The sequence below is a fragment of the Limnohabitans sp. TS-CS-82 genome (genome assembly GCF_002943475.1).
In genome coordinates, this window is sequence record NZ_PTQX01000022.1 from 36,123 (window position 1) to 56,948 (window position 20,826).

22 protein-coding genes and 1 pseudogene are annotated in these 20,826 nt (G+C 54.6%); 9 read left to right on the forward strand and 14 right to left on the reverse strand.

The window, feature by feature from the left end:
- Nucleotides 1–2: 2 nt before the first annotated feature.
- Both C5F52_RS27945 and C5F52_RS27950 read right to left on the reverse strand, forming a co-directional pair.
- Entirely contained in the window at nt 3–737 is a 735-nt protein-coding gene (locus tag C5F52_RS27945) for a response regulator (protein WP_104801653.1), read from the reverse strand.
- A gap of 121 nt (nt 738–858) precedes the next feature.
- Nucleotides 859–2,232, reverse strand: a complete 1,374-nt coding sequence (locus C5F52_RS27950) for an AmpG family muropeptide MFS transporter (RefSeq protein ID WP_104801654.1) — start codon at nt 2,230–2,232, stop codon at nt 859–861.
- 35 nt (nt 2,233–2,267) lie between these two features.
- Here C5F52_RS27950 and C5F52_RS27955 point away from each other — a divergent pair, with 35 nt between their 5' ends.
- Nucleotides 2,268–3,101: a M48 family metallopeptidase gene (locus C5F52_RS27955; protein WP_104801655.1), complete on the forward strand. Its 834-nt coding sequence runs from the start codon at nt 2,268–2,270 to the stop codon at nt 3,099–3,101.
- 26 nt (nt 3,102–3,127) lie between these two features.
- Here C5F52_RS27955 and C5F52_RS27960 read toward each other — a convergent pair whose 3' ends face one another.
- The 3 genes from C5F52_RS27960 to C5F52_RS27970 all read right to left on the reverse strand — a co-directional run bounded on the left by C5F52_RS27960 (nt 3,128) and on the right by C5F52_RS27970 (nt 6,498).
- A complete protein-coding gene (locus C5F52_RS27960) occupies nt 3,128–3,766 on the reverse strand; it encodes an MBL fold metallo-hydrolase (RefSeq protein ID WP_104801656.1) in 639 nt (212 codons plus the stop codon).
- A gap of 109 nt (nt 3,767–3,875) precedes the next feature.
- Nucleotides 3,876–4,787 (reverse strand): sterol desaturase family protein, encoded by a 912-nt coding sequence (locus C5F52_RS27965; RefSeq protein ID WP_104801657.1) that lies wholly within the window; start codon nt 4,785–4,787, stop codon nt 3,876–3,878.
- Between the two features lie 220 nt (nt 4,788–5,007).
- On the reverse strand, nt 5,008–6,498 hold the full coding sequence (locus tag C5F52_RS27970) for a sensor histidine kinase (RefSeq protein ID WP_104801658.1): 1,491 nt from the start codon (nt 6,496–6,498) through the stop codon (nt 5,008–5,010).
- A gap of 150 nt (nt 6,499–6,648) precedes the next feature.
- Here C5F52_RS27970 and C5F52_RS27975 point away from each other — a divergent pair, with 150 nt between their 5' ends.
- Nucleotides 6,649–6,927: a hypothetical protein gene (locus C5F52_RS27975; RefSeq protein WP_104801659.1), complete on the forward strand. Its 279-nt coding sequence runs from the start codon at nt 6,649–6,651 to the stop codon at nt 6,925–6,927.
- Between the two features lie 3 nt (nt 6,928–6,930).
- On the forward strand, nt 6,931–7,143 hold the full coding sequence (locus C5F52_RS27980; protein ID WP_104801660.1) for a hypothetical protein: 213 nt from the start codon (nt 6,931–6,933) through the stop codon (nt 7,141–7,143).
- 134 nt (nt 7,144–7,277) lie between these two features.
- Here the strand turns inward: C5F52_RS27980 and C5F52_RS30460 are convergent.
- Nucleotides 7,278–7,358: pseudogene (locus tag C5F52_RS30460) on the reverse strand (aspartate 1-decarboxylase); the annotation flags it as partial.
- Nucleotides 7,359–7,642: 284 nt separating this feature from the next.
- Between C5F52_RS30460 and C5F52_RS27990 the strand changes: the two are divergent.
- Together C5F52_RS27990 and C5F52_RS27995 are read left to right on the forward strand one after the other, a co-directional pair.
- Nucleotides 7,643–8,209 (forward strand): hypothetical protein, encoded by a 567-nt coding sequence (locus C5F52_RS27990; protein WP_146100183.1) that lies wholly within the window; start codon nt 7,643–7,645, stop codon nt 8,207–8,209.
- Nucleotides 8,210–8,461: 252 nt separating this feature from the next.
- Nucleotides 8,462–9,073, forward strand: coding sequence for a LysE family translocator (locus C5F52_RS27995; RefSeq protein WP_161499781.1), 612 nt, complete (start codon nt 8,462–8,464; stop codon nt 9,071–9,073).
- 92 nt (nt 9,074–9,165) lie between these two features.
- Here C5F52_RS27995 and panD (C5F52_RS28000) read toward each other — a convergent pair whose 3' ends face one another.
- Nucleotides 9,166–9,558, reverse strand: a complete 393-nt coding sequence (panD, locus tag C5F52_RS28000; protein ID WP_104801663.1) for an aspartate 1-decarboxylase — start codon at nt 9,556–9,558, stop codon at nt 9,166–9,168.
- Nucleotides 9,559–9,785: 227 nt separating this feature from the next.
- Complete coding sequence (locus C5F52_RS28005) at nt 9,786–11,669, reverse strand: DUF3857 and transglutaminase domain-containing protein (RefSeq protein WP_104801664.1); 1,884 nt, start codon at nt 11,667–11,669, stop codon at nt 9,786–9,788.
- Between the two features lie 95 nt (nt 11,670–11,764).
- Between C5F52_RS28005 and C5F52_RS28010 the strand changes: the two genes are divergently transcribed.
- Nucleotides 11,765–12,049, forward strand: a complete 285-nt coding sequence (locus C5F52_RS28010; protein ID WP_104801665.1) for a hypothetical protein — start codon at nt 11,765–11,767, stop codon at nt 12,047–12,049.
- A gap of 254 nt (nt 12,050–12,303) precedes the next feature.
- On the opposite strand, the gene C5F52_RS28015 is transcribed toward C5F52_RS28010, so the two are convergent.
- Both C5F52_RS28015 and panD (C5F52_RS28020) read right to left on the reverse strand, forming a co-directional pair.
- Nucleotides 12,304–12,777: a hypothetical protein gene (locus C5F52_RS28015; protein WP_104801666.1), complete on the reverse strand. Its 474-nt coding sequence runs from the start codon at nt 12,775–12,777 to the stop codon at nt 12,304–12,306.
- A gap of 409 nt (nt 12,778–13,186) precedes the next feature.
- Complete coding sequence (gene panD, locus C5F52_RS28020; RefSeq protein WP_104801667.1) at nt 13,187–13,591, reverse strand: aspartate 1-decarboxylase; 405 nt, start codon at nt 13,589–13,591, stop codon at nt 13,187–13,189.
- 134 nt (nt 13,592–13,725) lie between these two features.
- Here panD (C5F52_RS28020) and C5F52_RS28025 point away from each other — a divergent pair, with 134 nt between their 5' ends.
- Nucleotides 13,726–15,168: an amidase gene (locus tag C5F52_RS28025; RefSeq protein WP_104801694.1), complete on the forward strand. Its 1,443-nt coding sequence runs from the start codon at nt 13,726–13,728 to the stop codon at nt 15,166–15,168.
- A gap of 62 nt (nt 15,169–15,230) precedes the next feature.
- Here C5F52_RS28025 and C5F52_RS28030 read toward each other — a convergent pair whose 3' ends face one another.
- Both C5F52_RS28030 and C5F52_RS28035 read right to left on the reverse strand, forming a co-directional pair.
- Entirely contained in the window at nt 15,231–16,547 is a 1,317-nt protein-coding gene (locus C5F52_RS28030; RefSeq protein WP_104801695.1) for a TIGR03862 family flavoprotein, read from the reverse strand.
- Nucleotides 16,548–16,570: 23 nt separating this feature from the next.
- Nucleotides 16,571–17,362, reverse strand: coding sequence for an exodeoxyribonuclease III (locus C5F52_RS28035; protein ID WP_104801668.1), 792 nt, complete (start codon nt 17,360–17,362; stop codon nt 16,571–16,573).
- 11 nt (nt 17,363–17,373) lie between these two features.
- Here C5F52_RS28035 and pyrE point away from each other — a divergent pair, with 11 nt between their 5' ends.
- Entirely contained in the window at nt 17,374–18,072 is a 699-nt protein-coding gene (pyrE, locus tag C5F52_RS28040) for an orotate phosphoribosyltransferase (protein WP_104801669.1), read from the forward strand.
- Nucleotides 18,073–18,111: 39 nt separating this feature from the next.
- Here pyrE and C5F52_RS28045 read toward each other — a convergent pair whose 3' ends face one another.
- The gene (locus C5F52_RS28045) at nt 18,112–18,825 is read right to left on the reverse strand and encodes an alpha/beta fold hydrolase (RefSeq protein WP_104801670.1); all 714 of its coding nucleotides are present in this window, start codon (nt 18,823–18,825) and stop codon (nt 18,112–18,114) included.
- Between the two features lie 180 nt (nt 18,826–19,005).
- Between C5F52_RS28045 and C5F52_RS28050 the strand changes: the two genes are divergently transcribed.
- A complete protein-coding gene (locus C5F52_RS28050) occupies nt 19,006–20,130 on the forward strand; it encodes a Fic family protein (RefSeq protein WP_104801671.1) in 1,125 nt (374 codons plus the stop codon).
- A 67-nt stretch (nt 20,131–20,197) separates the two neighbouring features.
- Here the strand turns inward: C5F52_RS28050 and C5F52_RS28055 are convergent, their stop codons facing one another.
- On the reverse strand, nt 20,198–20,824 hold the full coding sequence (locus C5F52_RS28055) for a YitT family protein (protein WP_255416410.1): 627 nt from the start codon (nt 20,822–20,824) through the stop codon (nt 20,198–20,200).
- Nucleotides 20,825–20,826 lie beyond the last annotated feature (2 nt).

The window sequence follows — 20,826 nt, forward strand, 5'->3', positions numbered from 1 at the left end:
TGTCAGTCTTGTTGCTTGGCAAATACGTAGCCCACGCCACGCACGGTCAAGATGCGTTTGGGGGTTTTTGCGTCGTCTTCAATGGCGGCACGGATGCGGCCCATGTGCACGTCGATGGAGCGGTCAAACGCTTCGAGTTCGCGCCCGCGCACCGCCTCCATGATTTGATCGCGGCTGAGCACGCGGCCCGCGCGTTCGGCCAAGACCCACAGCAAGTCAAATTGGTAAGACGTGAGTTCGCAGGCTTTGCCGTGAACGGTGACAAGACGGGCATCGCGGTCCAGCTCCAGCGAGCCGAATTTGAGCTGTTGATGCACTGAGCCCGATACACCGCTTGGTGATTCGTTGGGCCCGTGGCGACGCAGCACCGCACGGATGCGAGCCAACAACTCGCGGGGCTCAAAGGGCTTGGGCAGGTAATCGTCTGCGCCGATTTCTAGGCCCACGATGCGGTCCATCGGGTCGCCTTTGGCGGTCAGCATCAGAACGGGGGTTTGTGCCAAGTGGCTGGGCAGGGCGCGGATGCGGCGGCAGACTTCCAAGCCGTCGATGTCGGGCAGCATCAAGTCGAGCAGCACCAACGACATGGCTTGATTTTGGCTGTCTGCCTCTTGCAACATGCGCAGTCCGGTCAGCCCGTTGGCGGCGTGTTGCACGTCAAAGCCTGACTGCCGCAAGTATTCGCCCACCATGTGGGCTAAGCGGTGGTCGTCTTCAATCAATAAGAGTGTGTTCATGGTGTTTCGATCATGCGGGGTGAACTTAGGCCTGAACTTATCTGCTGCGTAAAGACGGTGTAAATACGGGGCTTCAGCGCTGGCACCCATGCCGTTCATGCCGTTAGTGCCGTTAGTGCCGTTAGTGCGGACGTTCTTGCACCGGCAACACCCGTGACGCTAGCCACACCAGCAGCAACACCGGCGCACCCAACCACGCGGTGTGGGTGAAGAAGGCTTCGTAGCCGTGTGCATCCACATACACGCCCGAAAACCCGGCCAGCCATTTGGGCGCGAGCAGCATCATGGAGCTAAACAGCGCGTATTGCGTGGCCGAGTAATTGACGTTGGTCAGGCTGGACAAATACGCGATGAATGCGGCCGAGGCAATGCCGCTGGCCAAGTTGTCAGCGGAGATGACCCACACCAAGGCCGTCAAATCGTGCCCCCGTGTGGCCAGCCAAGCGAACAACAGGTTGGTCAGCGCGCTCAACACCGCGCCGAGCATCAAGATGCGCATGACGCCCAAACGCATGGACAACACGCCACCAATGAACGCGCCCAGCAAAGTCATGATCACGCCAAACACTTTGGTCACGGCGGCCACTTCGTCTTTGGTGTAACCCATGTCCACGTAAAACGGGTTGGCCATGATGCCCATCACCACGTCGCTGATGCGGTAGATGGCGATCAGCCCCAAGATGATGGCGGCTTGCCAGCGGTAGCGGCCAATGAAGTCGGCAAACGGTGCGACCAAGGCGCTTTGCAACCACTCGCGGGCGTTGCGTGCGGGGGCCATGGGCCGTTGCACAGGTTCGGGCGACAGCAGCACGGTCAACACGCCCAAACTCATGGACGCGGCCATCGTCAAATACGCGGCTTGCCACGCTGCGTGTTGGTAGGCTGTGTCGGCTTCGGGGCCGGTGGCGGCACGGGCGGCGATCCACAACACGCCAGCACCGGCCCAAATCATGGCGAGGCGGTAACCGGTTTGGTAGGTGGCGGCGAGCGCGGCTTGGTGCTGCGCATCGGCAGATTCAATGCGAAAGGCGTCGAGCGCAATGTCTTGCGTGGCTGAGCCAAAGGCCACCAGCAGCGCGCACCAGACCACGGGCTCCAGCGCTTGTTGCGGGTCCAGCAGCGCCATGCCCACCAAGCCACTCACCACCCACGCTTGCGCCAACAGCAACCAGCTGCGACGCCGTCCTAACCACCGCGTGAGCAGCGGCAGCGGCAAGCGGTCGACCAAGGGCGACCACACCCACTTGAAGCCGTAGGCCAAACCGACCCAGCTTAAAAAGCCAATCGTGCTGCGGTCGATGCCGGCTTCGCGCAGTCGAAAACTGAGTGTTCCCAAAACCAACAAAAGTGGTAAACCTGCCGAAAACCCCAAACACAACATGCGCCAAGACGCAGGTTCCAAGTACACCTTGAACGCAGCCAGCCAACTGGGTGTTTGCGGTGTTGATTTATCGGGCGCGGACGTGTCAGCGAGCTGACTTGTTGTATCGTTCATGTCTCTATTTTCAGGCTTTCAAGCAGAGACTTTTCATGCTCACCAAACGTGCGTTTCTTTATGGTTGTGTTGGCTGCGCCTGCGGCCTCGGTTCGGGCGCGTTGTTGGCGCGTGACGGCGTGGAGGTGGGCAAAGAATCGGCGTTTGCCAGTTTGGTGCCTGCGGGTGAAGTGGAGCAATCGGCGCGTCAGCAATATGGCCAGATGCTGAAAGAGGCGGCTGGCAAAAATGCACTCGGCCCCGATGACCATCCGCAAGTGCAGCGCTTGCGCCGCATTGCCAAAGAGATCATTCCGCACAGCTACGAATGGAATCCCCGCGCCCGCGAGTGGAAGTGGGAGGTGAACCTGATCGGCTCGAACCAGATCAACGCGTTTTGCATGCCCGGCGGCAAGATCGCGTTCTACACCGGCATCTTGAACCAGCTCAAACTCACCGACGATGAGGTGGCGATGGTGATGGGTCATGAAATTGCCCACGCCTTGCGCGAGCACGCCCGTGAGCGCATGGGCAAGGCCACGGCCACCAATGGACTCGCGGCCATTGGCAGCACGGTGGCCTCGGTGTTTTTTGGCGTCAACCCGCAACTCACCGATTTGGTGGCCAAGCAAGGCGCCGGTTTGTTGAACCTGAAGTTCAGCCGTGACGATGAAACCGAGGCCGACTTGGTGGGCATGGAGTTGGCGGCCCGTGCTGGTTACGACCCGCGCGCAGGCGTGACGCTGTGGCAAAAAATGAGCGACGCCAACAAAGGTGCGCCGCCCCAGTGGCTCAGCACCCACCCATCGGGTACTTCACGAATTCAAGAGATTCAAACCAACTTGCCCAAGGTCATGCCGCTGTATGAGCGGGGTAAAGGTAGCAAGTAAGTTTTTGAGGCCACGCCGTGGCTTCTTCAGGTCCCACCCACATAGGGATTGCTGCGACGCTCGCGCCCAAAGGTGCTTTCAGGGCCGTGGCCGGGGATGAACACGGTGTCGTCGCCCATGGGCCACAGGCGCTGGGTGATGCTGTTGATCAAGTCGTCGTGGTTGCCTTGCGGAAAGTCGGTGCGGCCAATGCTGCCTGCAAACAGCACATCGCCCACAAATGCGCGTTTGATCTCGGGTGAGTAAAACACCACATGGCCAGGCGTGTGGCCGGGGCAGTGGCGCACTTGCAGGGTGTGTTGGCCCAAGGTCACCGTGTCGCCGTCTTGCAACCAGCGTGTGGGCATGAAGGCGCGTGAGGGCGGGAAGCCGTAGTTGGCAGCGGCTTGTGCCAAGCCATCAATCCAAAACTGGTCGCCCACATGGGGGCCGACGATGGGCAGCTTCAGGTGCTCGGCCAAGTCGGCAGTGCCACCCGCGTGATCGATGTGTGCGTGGGTGATCCAAATTTGCTCAAGCGTGACGCCGAGCTGCTTGCACGCACCGAGCAGCAACTCTAAGTCACCACCGGGGTCGATGATGGCGCCTTGCATCGTCTCGTCGTCCCAGACGATGGAGCAGTTTTGTTGGAAGGGCGTGACGGGGACGGTTTCGTAATGGAGCATGTCGGGGCGTAGAAGGGGTTGATCACAAAGTTTCGAAATCTCAGCGACTGACGCTTGCCGCTGATTCACGGTCGGTCGGGCCGCAAGTACGCAAACATTATCAGGGCGATCATTGCCTTGCTTTGGGCTTCGTCGATGGCGTCTTGTTTTCTTCGTAAATGGTGCCCCCAAATTTCAAGGCCGAGTGCTCGCGCTGAGACTGCATCACGGGGTAGAACATCTGTTCTTGCCAACGCTCTTGACCAAACAATTTGTCATCGATCAACCCCACCTGTGCAGGGTATTGGCGTGTGATCTTGGCGGTACCAAAAATCATGTCCCAAATGAACAGCAAATTACCAAAGTTGCCTTTGTAATGCCCCACACCGTCTTCGTTGGTGATGGCGTGATGCGCCCAGTGTGTGGCGGGTGTCGAGATGGTTCGCTCAAGGACCCACATCACGGGACGCATGGCTGGTATGCGGTACAGCGCTTCATCCCAGCGCCATGCGCAGTGCGCGCCCACAATCACTGTGAGTTTGACGACGATGTACAAGGCATACACCAAGCCGCCCACGCCCAAGTACAGCAAGGCGCCGGCAAACCACAGACCCGGCATCATCAGGTAATAGAAAAAGTTATTCCGGAAAGTGACCCGAATGCTCATGTACTCGGCCGAATGGTGCGCACGGTGCAAAGGCCAAAACAGTGGCGAATGCGACAAGCGATGCCACCAATATTGGGTCATGTCGTCCACCAACAAAAGCAAACCAACCATGGCCCACCAAGGCCAGTCTGTCAGCGCGCCTTTGAGGTCGGGGGCTAGCCAAGTGCCCAATTTGTTGGTGACCAAAATAGCCAAGGGCTGTGTGATGGCCAGCAAGCTCAAGAACATGAAGAGTTCCAACTTGGTGTCGTTGGCCGTGGCCTTGACGGTGGCTTTGTATCGACCGCTGAAGTACTCCATGCCGGCGTAACTTATGAGAAGTAACACGATCAGAAGGTTTTGTATCTGAGGCGCGGTCATGTGCCATCCATTCATCAAAAATTTAATCTGATTAATTTAATTGATGTGGGTGTTTTTTTGAGTTGGTGTTAACGCTAAACGATGGCGTACCTGTTGATCTGTGCTTAGTCGGCTTGAATCTGCGTGTGCTTCATACGCCAGTCAGTGTATTTACTAAGTTACTGAATTCGCGAAAAATACCCAACATCTTCAAATTTCATCGAAGACAAGTTGGCTATGAGGCGCGAGCCAATCGTTAATAAATCAAGGTCTCTTGGCTGAAGGGGAGCGTGACCGTAAACGTGGTGCCTGTGCTGGCGCTGGTTTCAAAATCAATCGTGCCCTGATGCGATTCCACAATGGTTTTACTGAGCCATAAACCGATGCCCATGCCTTCATCTTTGTTGGTGCGCAGCAATACAAAAATCGATTCGACGATTTCGGGACTGATGCCTGAGCCATTGTCTGCCACGGTCAGGCGTGCTTGGTTGTCTTGTAGTTCTGTGCGTACGGTGATGTGTTTTTGCTTTGATAATTTGTTGGCAAACGCATCCGCCGCATTGTTAATGAGATTAAGAAAAACCTGTTGCAGTTGAGATTTATCAGCGGTGATATTTATTGCATCCGGATGCGATTCAATCTTCAATGCAATGTTTTGGTTGAGCAGTCTAGATTTGCAGATCAGCAACACATCGTTCACGAGCTCATTCATGTCGAACGTCGTCACAGACTTGCGGCCATTGCCGAACATATTTCGCAGCGTTTTGATGATGGTTGCCGCGCGCTGGTTGTCCTTCAACAAGTCGCTCATCGCTTCTTTGATCGCATGGTCAGAATTGGCCGCAGTCTGAGTGCTCAAAAAGGCGGAGTCAATTAACTCTGCATTAATTTGCATCGCCGTGAGCGGCTGGTTCAGCTCATGCGCCAAACTGGCCACCAAGGCGCCCATGCCCGCCGTTTTGTTGAAGATGGCGAGTTGCCGAATGATCTCTTCTCGCTCCTGCAGCAGGTTTTGCAATTCCAAGCTGGTGCGTCGGATGGCGTCGGCCCTTTCATTGGTGACCGCCAATTCATGCGTCATGGCAATCTTTTGGCGCTCTGCAATCTCTAAAAAGATTCGCAAGAACGCGATGTTGCTCAAGGTGATGGCGGTGAACTGGCCTGCGACCATGACACCTTGGTCCCAACTCGGCGCATAAATATCGTGCATGTCACCAATCAAGGCAACGCCAAAGGTGCGAGTGGCCAGCGTGACCGTGAAGCTCAGGCCTGCCCACATTAATAATTTGGAGCCGAGTGATGCTTGACGTTCATTGAGCTTTTGGCCTATGCGGAAATAGTCAAAGCACAACACCGCGTAAAAACCGTTGAACAAAAGCAAAGCTTCCCACTCGGCTTGGTGGAAATAAATCAGATAGCAAAAGACGGCAAAGTAAGTTGCATTCGCCAAGGTGTAAGCCAGAAACGGTTTACTTTGTGAGGCCGGCCGCAAGTACAAGCGCAAAGCCACCATGCGCCCCCAGTTGCCAATCAACATCAAAAACTGCGCAACATAAAAAAAGATAACTTCTGGCACGGTGCCACGCAAGGCCAGCAAGATCACCGCCACGCCACTGATCAAACCAGAGGCGCACCACAGCTTGACTTGGAAGCTTCGGTACTCCAAGAGCGCAAGCCAAATGGCACCGTGCAGCATCAAGTACACGAAGCAGATCATGAAGATGGTGGTCTGTGTATCAAGATGCATGCGCGGCGAGTCGTTAAATTAAATCTGAGGCTGTCATGGCTATGCTAAGTGACGAACCGAAAAGCCAAATACTTAGGCCGAAATGACAAGTTTATCGAGTTATCAAATAAACAACTTTAATGATATGATTTGATCAAACTGATAATTTGTATGCGCACATTTCATAAACCATTGGTCCTCGTCATCGTGGGTTTGGTCATCACGTTGACCGCTTGCAGCCACGCTTGGCAGCCAAGCATGCCTATTCAAAACGGCAACTACATGCCAGATGTTCGCCTTGAAGGCGATGAACTGCGTCAATACCATGCAGATGTTGCGCTTTGTCAAAAGCAAATCATCAAGCAATACGGGGATAGGTATGTGTCCAACAACGCCATCACAGACTTGAGACATTGCTTGATCCTCAAAGGCTATGTCTTGTTGAGTTGACCTATGGACGACCAAAGAATTTATACCTCTGAGGTGACGCTTTGTACGGGTGTCAAAGTCAAGGCGCTTATTCAAGGCAAGAATATCTTCCATGCATTCAAATGTCTTGAATGGGTTTACGGCGTTGGCAGAGTTGGCATCGTGAAAGAGCGAACAGCGGCTGCGTCACAGATGGGAATGGCGAAGCTGATGACGGCCACGCAGCGCAGTCTATGAAGCAAAACGCACGATGTGTTAGATCGTGCGTTGTTGAGAAATAGAGCTAAATCAGCTCAGCACTCATCCGTCCCATGCCCACGCTAGCCTTTGATGGCGTAGGTGATGAAGCGTTCGCCGTTGTTGATGTGTCAGATGTGGACTTGTTCGTTCTCACAAATGTGGGCGGCGTCCAGCAGGTTTTCGTCGATGGCGCACGAGCCCTCGCACTGGATTTGACGCTAATTCTTTAACTTGCTGCGACCCTGCCATGACTGCACCAGCAAAGCTCCTTGATAGACATGCCGGCTTCTGCTTGCTTGAGGAAAACGATGATTTACTCATCGGTAAATCGTGTGGTCTTCATATCCGAAATTCTCCAAAATTTGCGGACTTACTGCCATTGCCTTGGTACGGCTGACAGAGGTCAGGTCATTTTGAACATCTGCACACAAACAAAAACAGGGGTCATTACAAGAAGGAATTGTTTTTGACGGAAAATTGTCAAAAGCAATAACTTATGCCAAACCTACCCAAGCCCCTTCCATCAGACCTAGCCATGGTGGGCGTGGCATTTTTGATGTTTGTGGGTTCGTTTCAGCTCAACCAGCACTTGGACAGCTACATGCTGTATGCGCCAGGTGTCAGCTTGATCTTCATACCCGCGGGCTTCAAATTGTTGGCGATTTTGGTGGGGCGCTTGCCCGCCATTGTGGGCTTGTTCATCGCCAGCATTTACACATCAATAGGTTTGTGGACGGAGCTGCAAACTGTATCGCTGTACTTCTTTGCCATCGCTAGCGTGCTCAGTTACGCCACGGCCTCCTATTGCGTGATGAAGTTGCTGGGCATTAACCGTGATCTGTACAACTTGCGCTATTGGCACATCGTGGTGTTGTCATTGGTTGCTAGTGTGCTGAACGGCATCGTGCATAACGTGGCCTACTTGATGGAGGGCGTGACCGCCATTGACGCGCAGTGGGGCAACAGTGCTGCCATGGCCTTGGGTGATTTTCTTGGCTGCTTTGTTGTGGTTTCGTTGTTTCATACGGCCACCTTGCTGTTGAGCAAGAAGTCTCAAGACTGAGGCGCGATAAGAAACGTTACCGCAGTAACGCTCAGTTTTAACCCCGCACAAAGCCTTAAGTTAAGGTTTATGAGCGTAGATTAAATCGACACTCGCCCAATGCGCCAAACAAAAATAGTTTGGAAACTAGCTTTTTACATCGCCCACAAAAAACGCACGATGGGTTAGACCGTGCGCATCGACATCGCCATCGAAGCCGTGGCTCAGTAACTATTTTGTGGCACAGTGCATGTCTTCATTTAGGAGATGTGCATGACGTTGGAATCATTGGCCATAGTCTTGGCCATCCATGCGGTGGCCTTGATTTCACCCGGCCCTGACTTTGCTGTGGTCACGCGTATGTCGTTGGTTTCAGGTCGACGCGCGGGTTTGTGGGCGGCAGCGGGTGTGGCTGCTTCAATTGGCATTTACGTGCTGGTGTGCGCATTTGGTTTGTCACTCGTCATCACGGCGTTGCCTCATTTGTCGCACGTGCTGACCTATGTGGGTGCCGCATATTTAGCGTGGCTGGGTATCCAATGCTTACGTTCGACGGGCGCACTGCCAGAAGCGACGCAAACAGCGCCCAGTGCGAAATCGTTCGTCACAGGTTTGCTCACCAACTTGCTCAATCCTAAAGCCATGCTGTATTTCAGCTCGGTGTTGTCACAAGTGCTCACGCCAGAGCTCAGCACCACAGACACAGCCACCATTTGGCTGCTGCTGGTGTGCGAATCTTTGCTGTGGTTTGGCTTGGTGGCTCTGGTGTTTTCATCCACCCGTGTGCTGGCATGGATCAAGGGCAAGCTGGTGTGGCTAGACCGCGCGGTGGGCGTGGTGCTGATGGCGTTAGCGGCTAAGTTGGCTTGGGGTGCCACGCGTTGAAAATTATTTAGGCACCAAGACTATTTACCCCCACAAAGCAAAACGCACGATGGATTAAATCGTGCGCTGTTGAGAAATAGAGCTAAATCAGCTCAACACTCATCCGTCCCATGCCCCGGCGCAGCCTGCGTGGGCACATGGTGGCGCAAGCCCACTTGTTGGTTCTTCTCATCCACAAACACCAGTTGTGGCTCATGCTTGGCCACTTGATCTTCATGCACTTGCGCAAATGACGCAATGATCAACAAGTCACCCACACTCGCGCGACGAGCCGCTGAACCATTCACCGAAATCATGCCCGAGCCACGCTCGCCTTTGATGGCGTAGGTGATGAAGCGTTCGCCGTTGTTGATGTTCCAGATGTGGACTTGTTCGTTCTCACAAATGTTGGCGGCGTCCAGTAGGTTTTCGTCGATGGCGCAGGAGCCTTCGTAATGGAGCTCACATTGGGGATTGACGCTATTTTTAGAACTTTCCGACACCATATCGTGACTGTTCCGTCAATGCTCCCACGACTTTTTGAGCACAGTCGCAGATGGTCAGCGCCGCGACAAAGTTGGCTTTAACAGCGTAGAAAAACAACAGCAAATTCATGGGCTAGTTCACGGTGCTGCGCACGATGACCGAGGGTGAAGTCAAGATGGCCGTGAAAAATAATTATCAGCAGGGCAGACCTGCAATACATGATCGTGTTTATGGTTATCAATCGCCCTCACCGCAAGAGCACTTGTCCCCGCAAGTCTCGTTTCATCACATCGGTGAGAGCCTGCCACTCTTTTTCGTTGTTAGGTTGACAAAATCGCTTTGTTCGCTGCACATACAACTCCCTGCGTACATTGACAGAATTGCTTATGCGCTTGTAGTGGGCTGAATAGTGCACTTCACCAAGTTTGAAGTTCACGTTTTGAGGAATGGCGCGGATAGTAATGCCGCGTGGAATAACGAGGGTCGCGTGCTCAACAAGACGTGTAGTTATGCAAGTTTCTGGAAACTTGCGATTCAGATTAGCGGGGGCCATAGATATGCCCTTAATGTTGCCTGGGGCTAGCCCTACCGGAATGACTAGTGCACTCGGGCCAGGTAAGTTGATCATGGGGGCGAGTACAAAGCTACTTGTAATTACCCACGGGGCATCTAGGTCTTTGGGGTCAGGGACAGTCATTTTTCCGCTGCCAGATTCTAGGTATCGGTTTAGCAGAAGATTAACAACTGCATTAGGGTCTTTATCTTTTTGCCTTGATTGAGTTGCCCGTGAGCGAACTTGCAAATGCCCGAAAGTTTGCGTTACGGATGTACCGATGATTGAGCCATCGTTTTGTAAATCGAAACGGGTATGCGTTTCTGAATATTGATGGTGCGAATTAACAGCTGGTGTTTCGCTTACATTGCCTGTGGCCGTGATTAAGGCAGGTTGTTGCATCACCGCTTCTGGCAGCATGCCAAATGGTGCAAATTCAGCTGTCGTATCTAGGTATAAGTTCAGTTCAGGAATAAAGGTAATAACGTGATTAAACGCATAAGGTGTAGCCAAGTCAGGCAAACGATGTGAATTACCTGCGTTGATCAGAACGGGGCTGCTTTCGATGCCGACAGCCCGCAGCAGAGCTTCTAAAAGCACTACGTGGTCTTTGCAGTCACCGTAACGGTTGTCAAGGATGCTTTGAGCACTGTGAGGTACATACCCACCTGCGCCTACATACACGCCCAAGTAACGAATGTTTTTGCTTACCCAGTTGTATAGCCGTCGGCTTTTTTGCTCTGTTGTCTGATCCGTATGAGTCAGGCTTCGGGCTAATGCCTCAATTGCAGGTGTCATCTCCGTTTTAGGTTTTGCCCGCGATTGGTACGCCTGCGCCACCTCGGCATAATTTTTGAAACTGCTAACTGAAAATTGTGGTGCAAAGTCATCCAATGCAACCACGCCACTCTCAGTCGGCACAAAATTGGTTTGGCGATAGGTGTAGCGATGCCGAATGCTGCCGGGAATATCACTTGGCTGTAGTGCTTCGCCGCCGCCCTGCATGCCTCGGTGGGCAAATCGAAGTGCTATTGCTGGATCGTGGGTAATAACGATTTCAACGTTTTCATGACCGTAAAAAGGGGAGTATGTTTCTGACCAAGCAAAGTGGTTGGGGAAATTTGGTGTGTGTTGATGTGACTTTATTTTGTAATAAAGCACGCTGCCAACTTGTACCTTCGGGTAAATCATCAACTTGACTTTTTCGTCGGTTAAAACCTTGCTGCCATCCGCTGACTCGTCTTGGGTACGAATTTTGTCAGCTTCTAGATGTACTTTGATTCCATCTGGCTGCAACGTATACGCCTCAATGACATCGACGGTTTCATAAGTACTGTTGTAGTAAATTCCGCGCTCTGAATGGAGGCGGACGCCAAGTTCGGTTTCAATGCGGATGGCACTTTCCATCGTTTGGCTGGTACTGCCATTGGAATACACATGAAAGTGAGTGAGGTTTTGTACTGTGGTGAACGCGGGTTTGTATTCAGCCTGTGCTGCGCTACCAAGCGCCATCATGATTAACAGTAGTAGCCTTGGTAAAAAGTACACTAGATTTTGGGGAAGAAAAAAATGTGTCATGTGAAATGTTAAATATCGGAAATCCTATACTGGCTTCGAATAAAATAATTTCCATAGATTCTTCGAGCAAAAATTTTTGAAATGAGGATGCCTTTATGTCTAGTGAGATTTTCAAAGCCAGTATGGTCATCGCATTTTCTATACTGATTGCTGCCTTTATTAGTAGAACGAAGCCTGAATATCAATTCATTTCCGACGATTTCGTTACTGTACGTATCAATAAAACCAACGGGGAGCGCTGTCTGATGAGTGATGGAGTTTTTCGTACATGGTCCGTTGCTGAGATAAATGATCATTTAAAGAGCGGCTATAGTTTGAAGATGAAGCCATTGATTTTTTGCCAAGGCGAAACAGTACGAGCAGGGGTAGTTCTTAAATAAGAAAATTAGCTCTTGCCATGCAATAGTGGATTTTCGTTGAATGAACTTAATTGCATAAAAGAAAACTTCTAGGGTAATCTTTGCAATAGAAATACAGCTTCTAAACTAGATTTTTTGATCCTGTGATAAACAGTTGAATGATGCTGATTTATCAGCTATTTTTAGAAGTTATTTCGGTGAAATTTATATATGGTATTCTAAGAAAAGTTCCAATTATATTTTCGCATGCGATGCATTTCCTTCGGAAAATATCGTTATGGTTTAGATCGCTCCAAATAATCAATTAACGCTTCTTTAGCTGCTTTCATTTCTTCGCTCCGCATCGAATCTCCTTTAAGCTTGTAATTGGCCTCTCTATTTGAAATAGTTCTTAGCAGTCCATATGCCCAAAACCTACTGTTAGGAGATGGAAGTACTTTCTTTTGAAGAATTAACGCCACTATAAATACTATAAAAAGCGCTAACAATCCTTGTGTAATGGTTCCAATATAAAAAAGGCCAAAGATTACAAGAGCCCTAGTTATTTGGATAAGAAAAAATAACCAGTTGTAATTGGGGTCAGAAAGAGTATCTTGTAGTCCTCTTGGCGTAATCGCCAGCATTTCCTCACTGGCTATAGCTTTGCCATAAAAAAGTCTTACTGTGCCGTGATGGTTTAGGAATGATGCTATGGGGGTTATTAGTATCAATGCAATCCACAGATTTAATTCAGTAAGAAAAATATTCATTTATATCTCGCAATCAAGCTTGTATTCTGCAACTATTGCTAGTCAGCCGTGCATCGGAAAATCGTACATCGCACCATCTGAGCTCTTCCAGAGCCACCTTGGTAATGACCATCGTGACTAGACGAATGTTTACTCCCGTCATCTTGGAGTCTGCTGCAAATTCTGTCACCTTTGGCTTCCGCGGTAAGTCCAGATAGCGCAAGGACAAGATTACCAAGGCTAGTGAAAATGAACGAGATGTTTTCATCTCAATATAGTAAGCGTAAATTTAATCTACGCTTACCAAAATTGCGAGTTTAGACCCAGCGCCAGTCAAAACTAGTTTGCAAACTAGCTTTTACGCAGCCCACAAAGCAAAACGCACGATCTTGTAATCGTGCGTTTTTATGTGGGAGAGAGTTAATTCAGTTCAACACTCATCCGTCCCATGACCAGGTGCCGCTTGCGTAGGCACATGGTGGCGTAAGCCCACTTGTTGGTTGTGCTCGTCCACAAACACCAGTTGCGGCTCATGACCGGCCACTTGATCTTCATGCACTTGCGCAAATGACGCAATGATCAACAAGTCACCCACGCTGGCGCGGCGTGCGGCAGAGCCGTTGACCGAAATCATGCCCGAGCCACGCTCGCCTTTGATGGCATAGGTGATGAAGCGTTCGCCGTTGTTGATGTTCCAGATGTGGACTTGTTCGTTCTCACAAATGTTGGCGGCGTCCAGCAGGTTTTCGTCGATGGCGCAGGAGCCTTCATAGTGCAATTCGCACTGGGTGGTGGCTACGCGGTGAATTTTGGATTTGAGCAGGGTACGAAACATGGCAAAAACAGTTTGAAACTAAGCAATACCGCCATCATAGTGCGCCCTCGGGGGTGATGCGCTGGTTCAGAAGTGACAGGCAAAGGCCGGTCTGCCCTCTACGATGTGCGAATCATTCACAGGTTTAAATGTTCATGACCCCACACGACGCCATCACCGATCTCTCTGCGGACGCACTCTCGCAAGCCATTCATGCGCGACAGGTGTCGTGTCGCGAGGTGATGCAGGCGTATTTGCAGCGCATCCACCGGCTCAACCCCATTTACAACGCCATCGTCAACATGGCGCCTGATGAGGCGTTGTTGGCGCAGGCCGATGCGTGCGATGCAGAGTTGGCAGCGGGCCACTCACGCGGCTGGATGCACGGTATGCCCCAAGCCATCAAAGACACGGGCGCGACGCAGGGCTTTCCGACCACTTTGGGTAGTCCATTGTTGAAAGGGGCGGTGGCGCAAAAAGACAGTGTGATGTCCGCTCGCATGAAGGCTGCCGGTTGCATCGTGGTGGGTAAAACCAATATTCCCGAATTGGCTTTGGGCTCGCACACCTTCAACACTTTGTTTGGCGCAACCCCCAACGCGTGGGACCGCCAAGTGACTGCGGGCGGCAGCAGTGGCGGTGCCGCCGTGGCGTTGGCGCAGCGCATGTTGCCCGTGGCCGATGGCTCAGACTTCATGGGCTCGCTGCGCAACCCCGCCGGTTGGAACCACATTTTCGGCATGCGGCCCAGCCAAGGCCGCGTGCCGTTTGGCCCCAGCGCCGATGTGTGGCTGGACCAACTCGGCACCGAAGGCCCGATGGCTCGTACCGTCACCGACTTGGCCAATTTGCTGCAAGTGCAAGCGGGCCACGACACGCGGGTGCCGTTGTCGCTCTCGTCGTCGTTCAGTGCCGACGGGTTGGTGTGCGATGCGTCGCGCATGAAAGGCGTGCGCATTGGTTGGCTGGGGGACTTGAATGGCTATTTGGCGACGGAGCCCGGCATTTTGGCGGTGTGCGAGCAAGCCTTGCAGCGCATGCAAGCCCAAGGTGCCATCGTCACGCCGCTGTCGTTGGGGTTTGACACGGACCGTTTGTGGCAATGCTGGCTCGCGTGGCGACGCGCCTTGGTGGGCCCGCGTGTCGGCGCGCTGATGGCCTTGCCCAATGCGCGTGCGCACATCAAGCCCGAGGCCTTGTGGGAGTACGACCACTCGCTGACCTTGAGCTACACCGATTTCTCCAAAGCCAGCCAAACCCGCACCAGCTTCTACCACCACCTGCTCAGCTTGTTTGACAACGTGGACGTGATCGCTTTACCCGTCGCTCAGGTATGGCCGTTTGCGCTGGCGCAGCGTTGGCCCCAACAGATTGGTGAGCGCACGATGGACACCTACCACCGCTGGATGGAGTCCACCATTTACGCCACCTTGGGCGGCTTACCGGCCATCAGCGTGCCGGCCGGTTTTCATGCCACGCAGCCGTGGCCTATGGGCTTGCAACTGATGGGCCGCCCGCAAGGCGATGCGGCGTTGCTGCAAGTGGCTGCCGCTTACGAAGCGGTGAATGCAGAGTTGCTGGCTAAACGGCCTACTTAAAGCGGGTCTAAGCCTCCGGTGCTGAGCGTTTGAGGCGCGGTTCTAGCGCGCTTTCACCCCGCTTATTTCGACAAAAACGCGCTCGCGCCTTGACCTGCCAAGCGGCCGCTGGCCAAACAGGCGGTGAGCAAGTAGCCCCCTGTGGGCGCTTCCCAGTCCAGCATTTCACCGGCCACAAATACGCCGGGTAGGGCGGTACTCATCAGCGTGTCGTTTAAGGCTTCCAAGCGCACACCGCCTGCGCTGCTGATGGCCTCGTCGATCGGGCGTGCCGCGGTCAAGGTGATGGGCAGGTGTTTGATGGCCGCTGCGAGTTGGGCAGGGTCGTTCATCGCGTCTTTGCTCAGCACTTCGTGCAGCAGTGCCAAATGCAAGGCCGTGAGGTTGAGGCGGCTTTTCAAATGGCTGCTGAGCGAGCGTGAGCCGCGTGGGTGCTTCACCTCGGTCAACAGACGCTCTGGCGTGAAGTCGGGCTTGAGGTTGAGGTGCAGCGTGGCGTGGCCGTGGCCCTCGATCTCGTCGCGCAGCAAGGCCGCCGCGGCGTAAACCAAGTTGCCTTCAATGCCTGTGGCGGTCACCACAAACTCGCCTTTGCGTTCGAAGCTGCGGCCTTGCGTGTCGGTGAACGACAGCGCCACCGACTTCAAGGGCATGCCTGCAAATTGGCTGGCCAAATGCTGGCTCCAGCCGGTGGTGGCGCTGCCATCTGCGCTGGCGCGACCTTGCACGTCAAAGCCGCAGTTGGCGGGGCGCAGCGGCGCCACATCCACGCCAACGGCTTTCAGCCACGGTTGCCACGCGCCGTCAGAGCCCAGCTTGGCCCAGCTGCCGCCGCCCAGCGCCAACACCACGGCGTGGGCTTGTGTGGTTTGTAGGCCGTTGGGCGTGTCAAAACTCAGTTCAAACCCAGTCGTCGATGGCGCGGTGGCCGCTGTCGTTTGGGTCAAGGCGCCATTCCAGCGGTGACGCATGTGAAATGTGACGGGCGTGCCTTGCGTGGGGTGGCGCAAGCGGTGCAGCCACGCGCGCAGCAGCGGTGCGGCTTTCATGTCGGTGGGAAACACGCGCTGCGAGCTGCCCACAAAAGTGTCAAGCCCCAAGCCTTGCGCCCAATCGCGTACAGCTTGTGGACCGAAGGCGTTGAGCCACGCGGCACAAGCTTCACTGCGTTCGGCGTAGCGCTGCACAAAGTAGTCCAGCGGCTCGGCGTGGGTGAGGTTCAAGCCCCCCAAACCGGCTAGCAAAAACTTGCGTCCGACAGAGGGCATGGCGTCATACACATGCACGTTGGCGCCTGCAGCGCTTAAAACTTCAGCAGCCATGAGGCCGGCTGGGCCTGCGCCAATGATGGCGACTTGGGGTTGGGTGGAGTCAGTCATTGCAGCGATTGTCGCTGCAGCCATCACATCAAACCGTTGTACTGGATGGTGATGGGCGCGTGGTCTGAGAACTTTTCGTCTTTGTAGATGTGCTCCGCAAGCGCCTTGGCCGCCACGGCGGGTGTGGCCAAGTGGTAGTCCAAACGCCAACCCACGTTGTTGGCATAGGCTTGGCCGCGGTTGCTCCACCAGGTGTAGCAAGCGTCGGTGGTGTCGGGCTGCAGCTGGCGGTACACGTCGACGATGCCGCCTTCTGTGGTGAGCTGCGTCATCCACGCGCGCTCTTCGGGCAAGAAGCCGCTGTTCTTTTTGTTGCCTTTCCAGTTTTTCAAATCGGCCTCGTTGTGCGCGATGTTGATGTCACCGCACAGCACAAACTCGCGCGCTTGCTTCAAGGCGTTGAGGTGCGGGTACATGGCGGCCAAGAAACGAAATTTTGCGTCTTGGCGCTCAGGGCCGGACGAACCGCTGGGAAAGTAGCTGCTGATGATGGACAGCTTTTGGGTCGGCGTGTCAAAACGCAGCTCGACGTAGCGGCCTTCGGCATCGAACTCGTCGCCATCAAAGCCCACGATCACGTCGCTGGGCTCATGCTTGGTGTACACGCCCACGCCGGAGTAGCCTTTTTTCTCGGCGTAGTGAAAGTGGCCTTTCAAGCCCGCCAAGGTGTCGAAGGCGCCTTCGACATCTGGCGCTTGGGCTTTGATTTCTTGCACGCAAATACAATCAGGGCTGGCTTTTTCGAGCCAAGCTTCCACGCCCTTGCGGGCGGCCGAACGAATGCCGTTGAGGTTGAGGCTGGTTAGTTTGAACAAGGAATTTCCCCATGAGTAAGAGTGCCGCAGCCAACGACGCGTTGGCGCAAGAGTTTGTGCAATTTTCGCTGGATTGCGGCGTGTTGAAATTTGGCGAGTTCAAAACCAAAGCGGGCCGCATGAGCCCTTACTTTTTCAACGCCGGCTTGTTCGACGATGGCGCCAAGCTGGGCAAGCTCGCCAGCTTTTACGCACAGCGCTTGATGCAAAGCGGCATCGAGTTCGACATGATTTTTGGCCCCGCCTACAAAGGCATTCCCTTGGGCGCAGCCGTGGCGATTGAGTTGGCCCGTTTGGGCAAAAACGTGCCCTTTGCCTACAACCGCAAAGAAGCCAAAGACCATGGCGAAGGCGGCAGCTTGGTGGGCGCGCCGCTCAAAGGCCGCGTCTTGATCGTCGACGATGTGATGAGCGCAGGCACCGCTGCCCGTGAATCCATCGCCCTCATCAAAGCCGCAGGCGCTACGCCCCATGCCGTGGCGATCGCCCTCGACCGCCAAGAAATGGCCACCGAAAAACAAGCCGATGGCACCACCCAAGATGTGCCCTACAGCGCCGTGCAATACGTGCGCGAGCAAGTGGGCTTGCAGGTGTGCGCGATTGCCGAGCTGAGCGATTTGCTGACGTACCTCAATGCGCAAGACGGCAACGCCATGGGCGAGCACTTGGCGCGCACGCAGGCTTATCGCGAGCGGTATGGGGTGAAGTAACGCAAACGGCTGGGGCGAGAACGTCCCCGTGTGTGGCCGTTAGGACAGCCAACTCAAAAAGCGAGCCGTCACCGCCTCTGGCTTTTCCATCATCATCATGTGCCCCGCGCCCGCCACCACATCCACGGTGGGGCGCGCTGGCACTAAGTCTGCGATCTGTTGGTGTTGTTGTGGGCTGGCCCACGCGTCGAACTCACCGGCCATCACCAGCGTGGGCACTTGCGTTTGTGCCAGCACATCGCTGGCATCGGGGCGTTCTAGCAGGGCTTTGATTTGGCGTTTGAAAACGTCTTCCGATTTGCGCTCGAACATGTGCACGATGTCTTCAATCAAAGCCGCATCTTGTAGGCGCGAGGGCGCGACCATGTTTTGTACCCAAGTCTGTGCCATGTGACGCACGCCTTGGTGGTGCGCGATGTCAAGCAACGCTTGGCGTTTTTTGACTTCTTCTTTGCCCGCTGCACCCGCTTCTTTGGGGCGAAAGCCCGTGCCCAGCAAGCCCAAACGCAACACGCGCTCGGGCGCCAAACGCAGCACTTCCAAGGCCACGCGTCCGCCCATGGAGTGGCCAGCTAAGTTGAATTGTGCAGGCGCGTTGTCTAGGATTTGCTGCGCCATCGTCACCAGCGAGTCGGCGTTGCCGTGCGACACCACGTGGCAAGGCATGTGGGCCGACAAGGCGGGAAGCACAGCGCCCCATGAGGCGTCGTCGCACATCAGGCCGGGCACAAGGATCAAGGTGGTTTGAGTCATGGTTTGCTTCTAGTTGAAAGACCGAAAGAGAGCGACGGCGAATGCATTTGGCAGTTCAAAGGTGAAGTGTCTACGAAGTCCATGTGTAGCAAGTCACCCAGCTGGCCGTGACCGTGGCGAGATGCGCAAGGACATAATTTGCGCTTCACAAATGGAGCGTAAATCCATAAAATACGCTTCATGTACATCTGGCAATCCCCCCAATGGCCCGAATTTCAATTTGATCTGGCCGCGCTGCAACCGGTCTTGGCCGCCGCACGCTATGCACAAGGGCGAGCCATGGGCTTGGCCAGCCATCTGCAATTGATGGACTTCGGGGACTTGCAATTGCAAGGATGGGCCGACGAGGCCATGGCCACTGCCCAGATTGAGGGGGAGATCCTACAAATCAACTCGGTGCGTGCCTCAGCCGCTCGGCGGCTGGGGTTGGCCGATGCGAAGGCCATGGAGCGCGATGCGCGCACTGAAGCCACGCTGGATGTGCTGCAAGCAGCCATTGCGCAAAGCCATCAGCCTTTGTGTCACGAAACCCTGCATGGCTGGCAAGCCGCCTTGTTTCCTAATGGGCGCAGCGGCATTCAAAAAATACGCACGGGCGCCTATCGCGATCATGCCGAGCCCATGCAGATCGTCACGCTGCGCTTGGGCAAGCCCGACACCGTGCACTATCAGGCGCCAGATTCAGTCGATGTGCATGCGCAGATGACACGGTTGATTGACTGGTTCAACAGCAGCCTAGGCAAAACCGATGGTTTGGTGCGTGCTGCGTTGGCACACCTGTGGCTGGAGGCCATTCACCCGTTTGAAGATGGCAATGGTCGCGTAGGGCGGGCGCTGGTCGAAATGGCCTTGGCCCAAGACCTGAAAACTGACAAACGTTTGTGGAGTTTGTCGCAGCAGATGTGGTTGGACAGGGTGGGCTACTACGCCCAACTGCAAGCGGCCACGGGTCAAGCGAACATGGATGTCACGCACTGGGTGCAATGGTTCGCAGGATGCATACACAAAGCTGCCGATGCCACTTGGGCGCACATGCAAACGGCTATGCAGAAAACCCGCTTTTGGGCCGAACTGCGCGAGCAACACCCGCAACTCACGCCCACGCAAACCAAGGCGATCAACAAGCTGTATGACGTTGGACCTGAAGGGTTTGTCAACGGCATCAGCACAGAGAAATACGTGAACCTTTGCCGCGTGTCGCGTGCTACGGCCTACCGCGAACTCACGGCGCTGTGCGAGATGGGGGTGCTGGTGCAGACGGGGACGGGGCGAGGGACGCGGTACAAGCTTGAACCGTTGTCGTAGATCTGAGAGGTAGGGATGGCGAGGCGCTTTGTGGCTTCCTACCATCGCCACCAGTCGTCGGTGGTGTTTAAACCCCGTAGTAACGGTCGGTGCGGTGGTTGACGCCAATCACCACGTTCAAGGCCACGGCGCCAAGCATCGAGAGCAGCGCTTTTTGAACATCAGAGACGGCAAAGGCCGTGAGCAAAATCACAAAGTCGACGGCCATTTGCACGTTGCCTGCACGCCAGCCGCGCGTTTTTTGAAAGTAGATGGCCATGATGGTCACGCCGCCGAGGCTGGCGCCGTGGCGAATCAAAATCAAAATGCCCGTGCCCGCTAGCAAGCCCGCCATGACGGCGGCAAAGACGGGGTTGAGGTGCTCGAACCCGACCCACTGCGGCAACAACTCAACATAGGCGGACAGCAGGCCCACGGCGGCAAATGTTTTGAAGGTGAAGAGGTGGCCGAGCTTGCGCCAACCGAACACATAAAACGGCAGGTTGATGACAAACAACACCGCACCCAACGGGTAGCCCAGCAGGTAGTGCGTCAAAAACGCCACGCCGGTCGTGCCACCCGTGAACAGCCCTGCTTCGCGGAACATGCACACGCCCAACGCGACAAACAGGCAGCCGGTGAGCAGGCCCTGGATGTCTTCCAGCAGGCTGTGCGGGGCGGGTGCTGGGGTGGGCGTGAGCAGTTCGTCGGAGATGG

Coding starts and splice junctions, on each gene's coding strand:
- C5F52_RS28030 (WP_104801695.1), bottom strand. CDS start 16,547: ATGACTGACTCCACCCAACCCCAAGTCGCCATCATTGGCGCAGGCCCA.
- C5F52_RS27965 (WP_104801657.1), bottom strand. CDS start 4,787: ATGAATGGATGGCACATGACCGCGCCTCAGATACAAAACCTTCTGATC.
- C5F52_RS27950 (WP_104801654.1), bottom strand. CDS start 2,232: ATGAACGATACAACAAGTCAGCTCGCTGACACGTCCGCGCCCGATAAA.
- C5F52_RS28025 (WP_104801694.1), top strand. CDS start 13,726: ATGACCCCACACGACGCCATCACCGATCTCTCTGCGGACGCACTCTCG.
- C5F52_RS27995 (WP_161499781.1), top strand. CDS start 8,462: ATGACGTTGGAATCATTGGCCATAGTCTTGGCCATCCATGCGGTGGCC.
- C5F52_RS27960 (WP_104801656.1), bottom strand. CDS start 3,766: ATGCTCCATTACGAAACCGTCCCCGTCACGCCCTTCCAACAAAACTGC.
- C5F52_RS28045 (WP_104801670.1), bottom strand. CDS start 18,825: ATGACTCAAACCACCTTGATCCTTGTGCCCGGCCTGATGTGCGACGAC.
- C5F52_RS27945 (WP_104801653.1), bottom strand. CDS start 737: ATGAACACACTCTTATTGATTGAAGACGACCACCGCTTAGCCCACATG.
- panD (WP_104801663.1), bottom strand. CDS start 9,558: ATGGTGTCGGAAAGTTCTAAAAATAGCGTCAATCCCCAATGTGAGCTC.
- C5F52_RS27990 (WP_146100183.1), top strand. CDS start 7,643: ATGCCAAACCTACCCAAGCCCCTTCCATCAGACCTAGCCATGGTGGGC.
- C5F52_RS28005 (WP_104801664.1), bottom strand. CDS start 11,669: ATGACACATTTTTTTCTTCCCCAAAATCTAGTGTACTTTTTACCAAGG.
- C5F52_RS27980 (WP_104801660.1), top strand. CDS start 6,931: ATGGACGACCAAAGAATTTATACCTCTGAGGTGACGCTTTGTACGGGT.
- C5F52_RS28050 (WP_104801671.1), top strand. CDS start 19,006: ATGTACATCTGGCAATCCCCCCAATGGCCCGAATTTCAATTTGATCTG.
- C5F52_RS28015 (WP_104801666.1), bottom strand. CDS start 12,777: ATGAATATTTTTCTTACTGAATTAAATCTGTGGATTGCATTGATACTA.
- pyrE (WP_104801669.1), top strand. CDS start 17,374: ATGAGTAAGAGTGCCGCAGCCAACGACGCGTTGGCGCAAGAGTTTGTG.
- C5F52_RS27970 (WP_104801658.1), bottom strand. CDS start 6,498: ATGCATCTTGATACACAGACCACCATCTTCATGATCTGCTTCGTGTAC.
- C5F52_RS27975 (WP_104801659.1), top strand. CDS start 6,649: ATGCGCACATTTCATAAACCATTGGTCCTCGTCATCGTGGGTTTGGTC.
- C5F52_RS28010 (WP_104801665.1), top strand. CDS start 11,765: ATGTCTAGTGAGATTTTCAAAGCCAGTATGGTCATCGCATTTTCTATA.
- C5F52_RS27955 (WP_104801655.1), top strand. CDS start 2,268: ATGCTCACCAAACGTGCGTTTCTTTATGGTTGTGTTGGCTGCGCCTGC.
- panD (WP_104801667.1), bottom strand. CDS start 13,591: ATGTTTCGTACCCTGCTCAAATCCAAAATTCACCGCGTAGCCACCACC.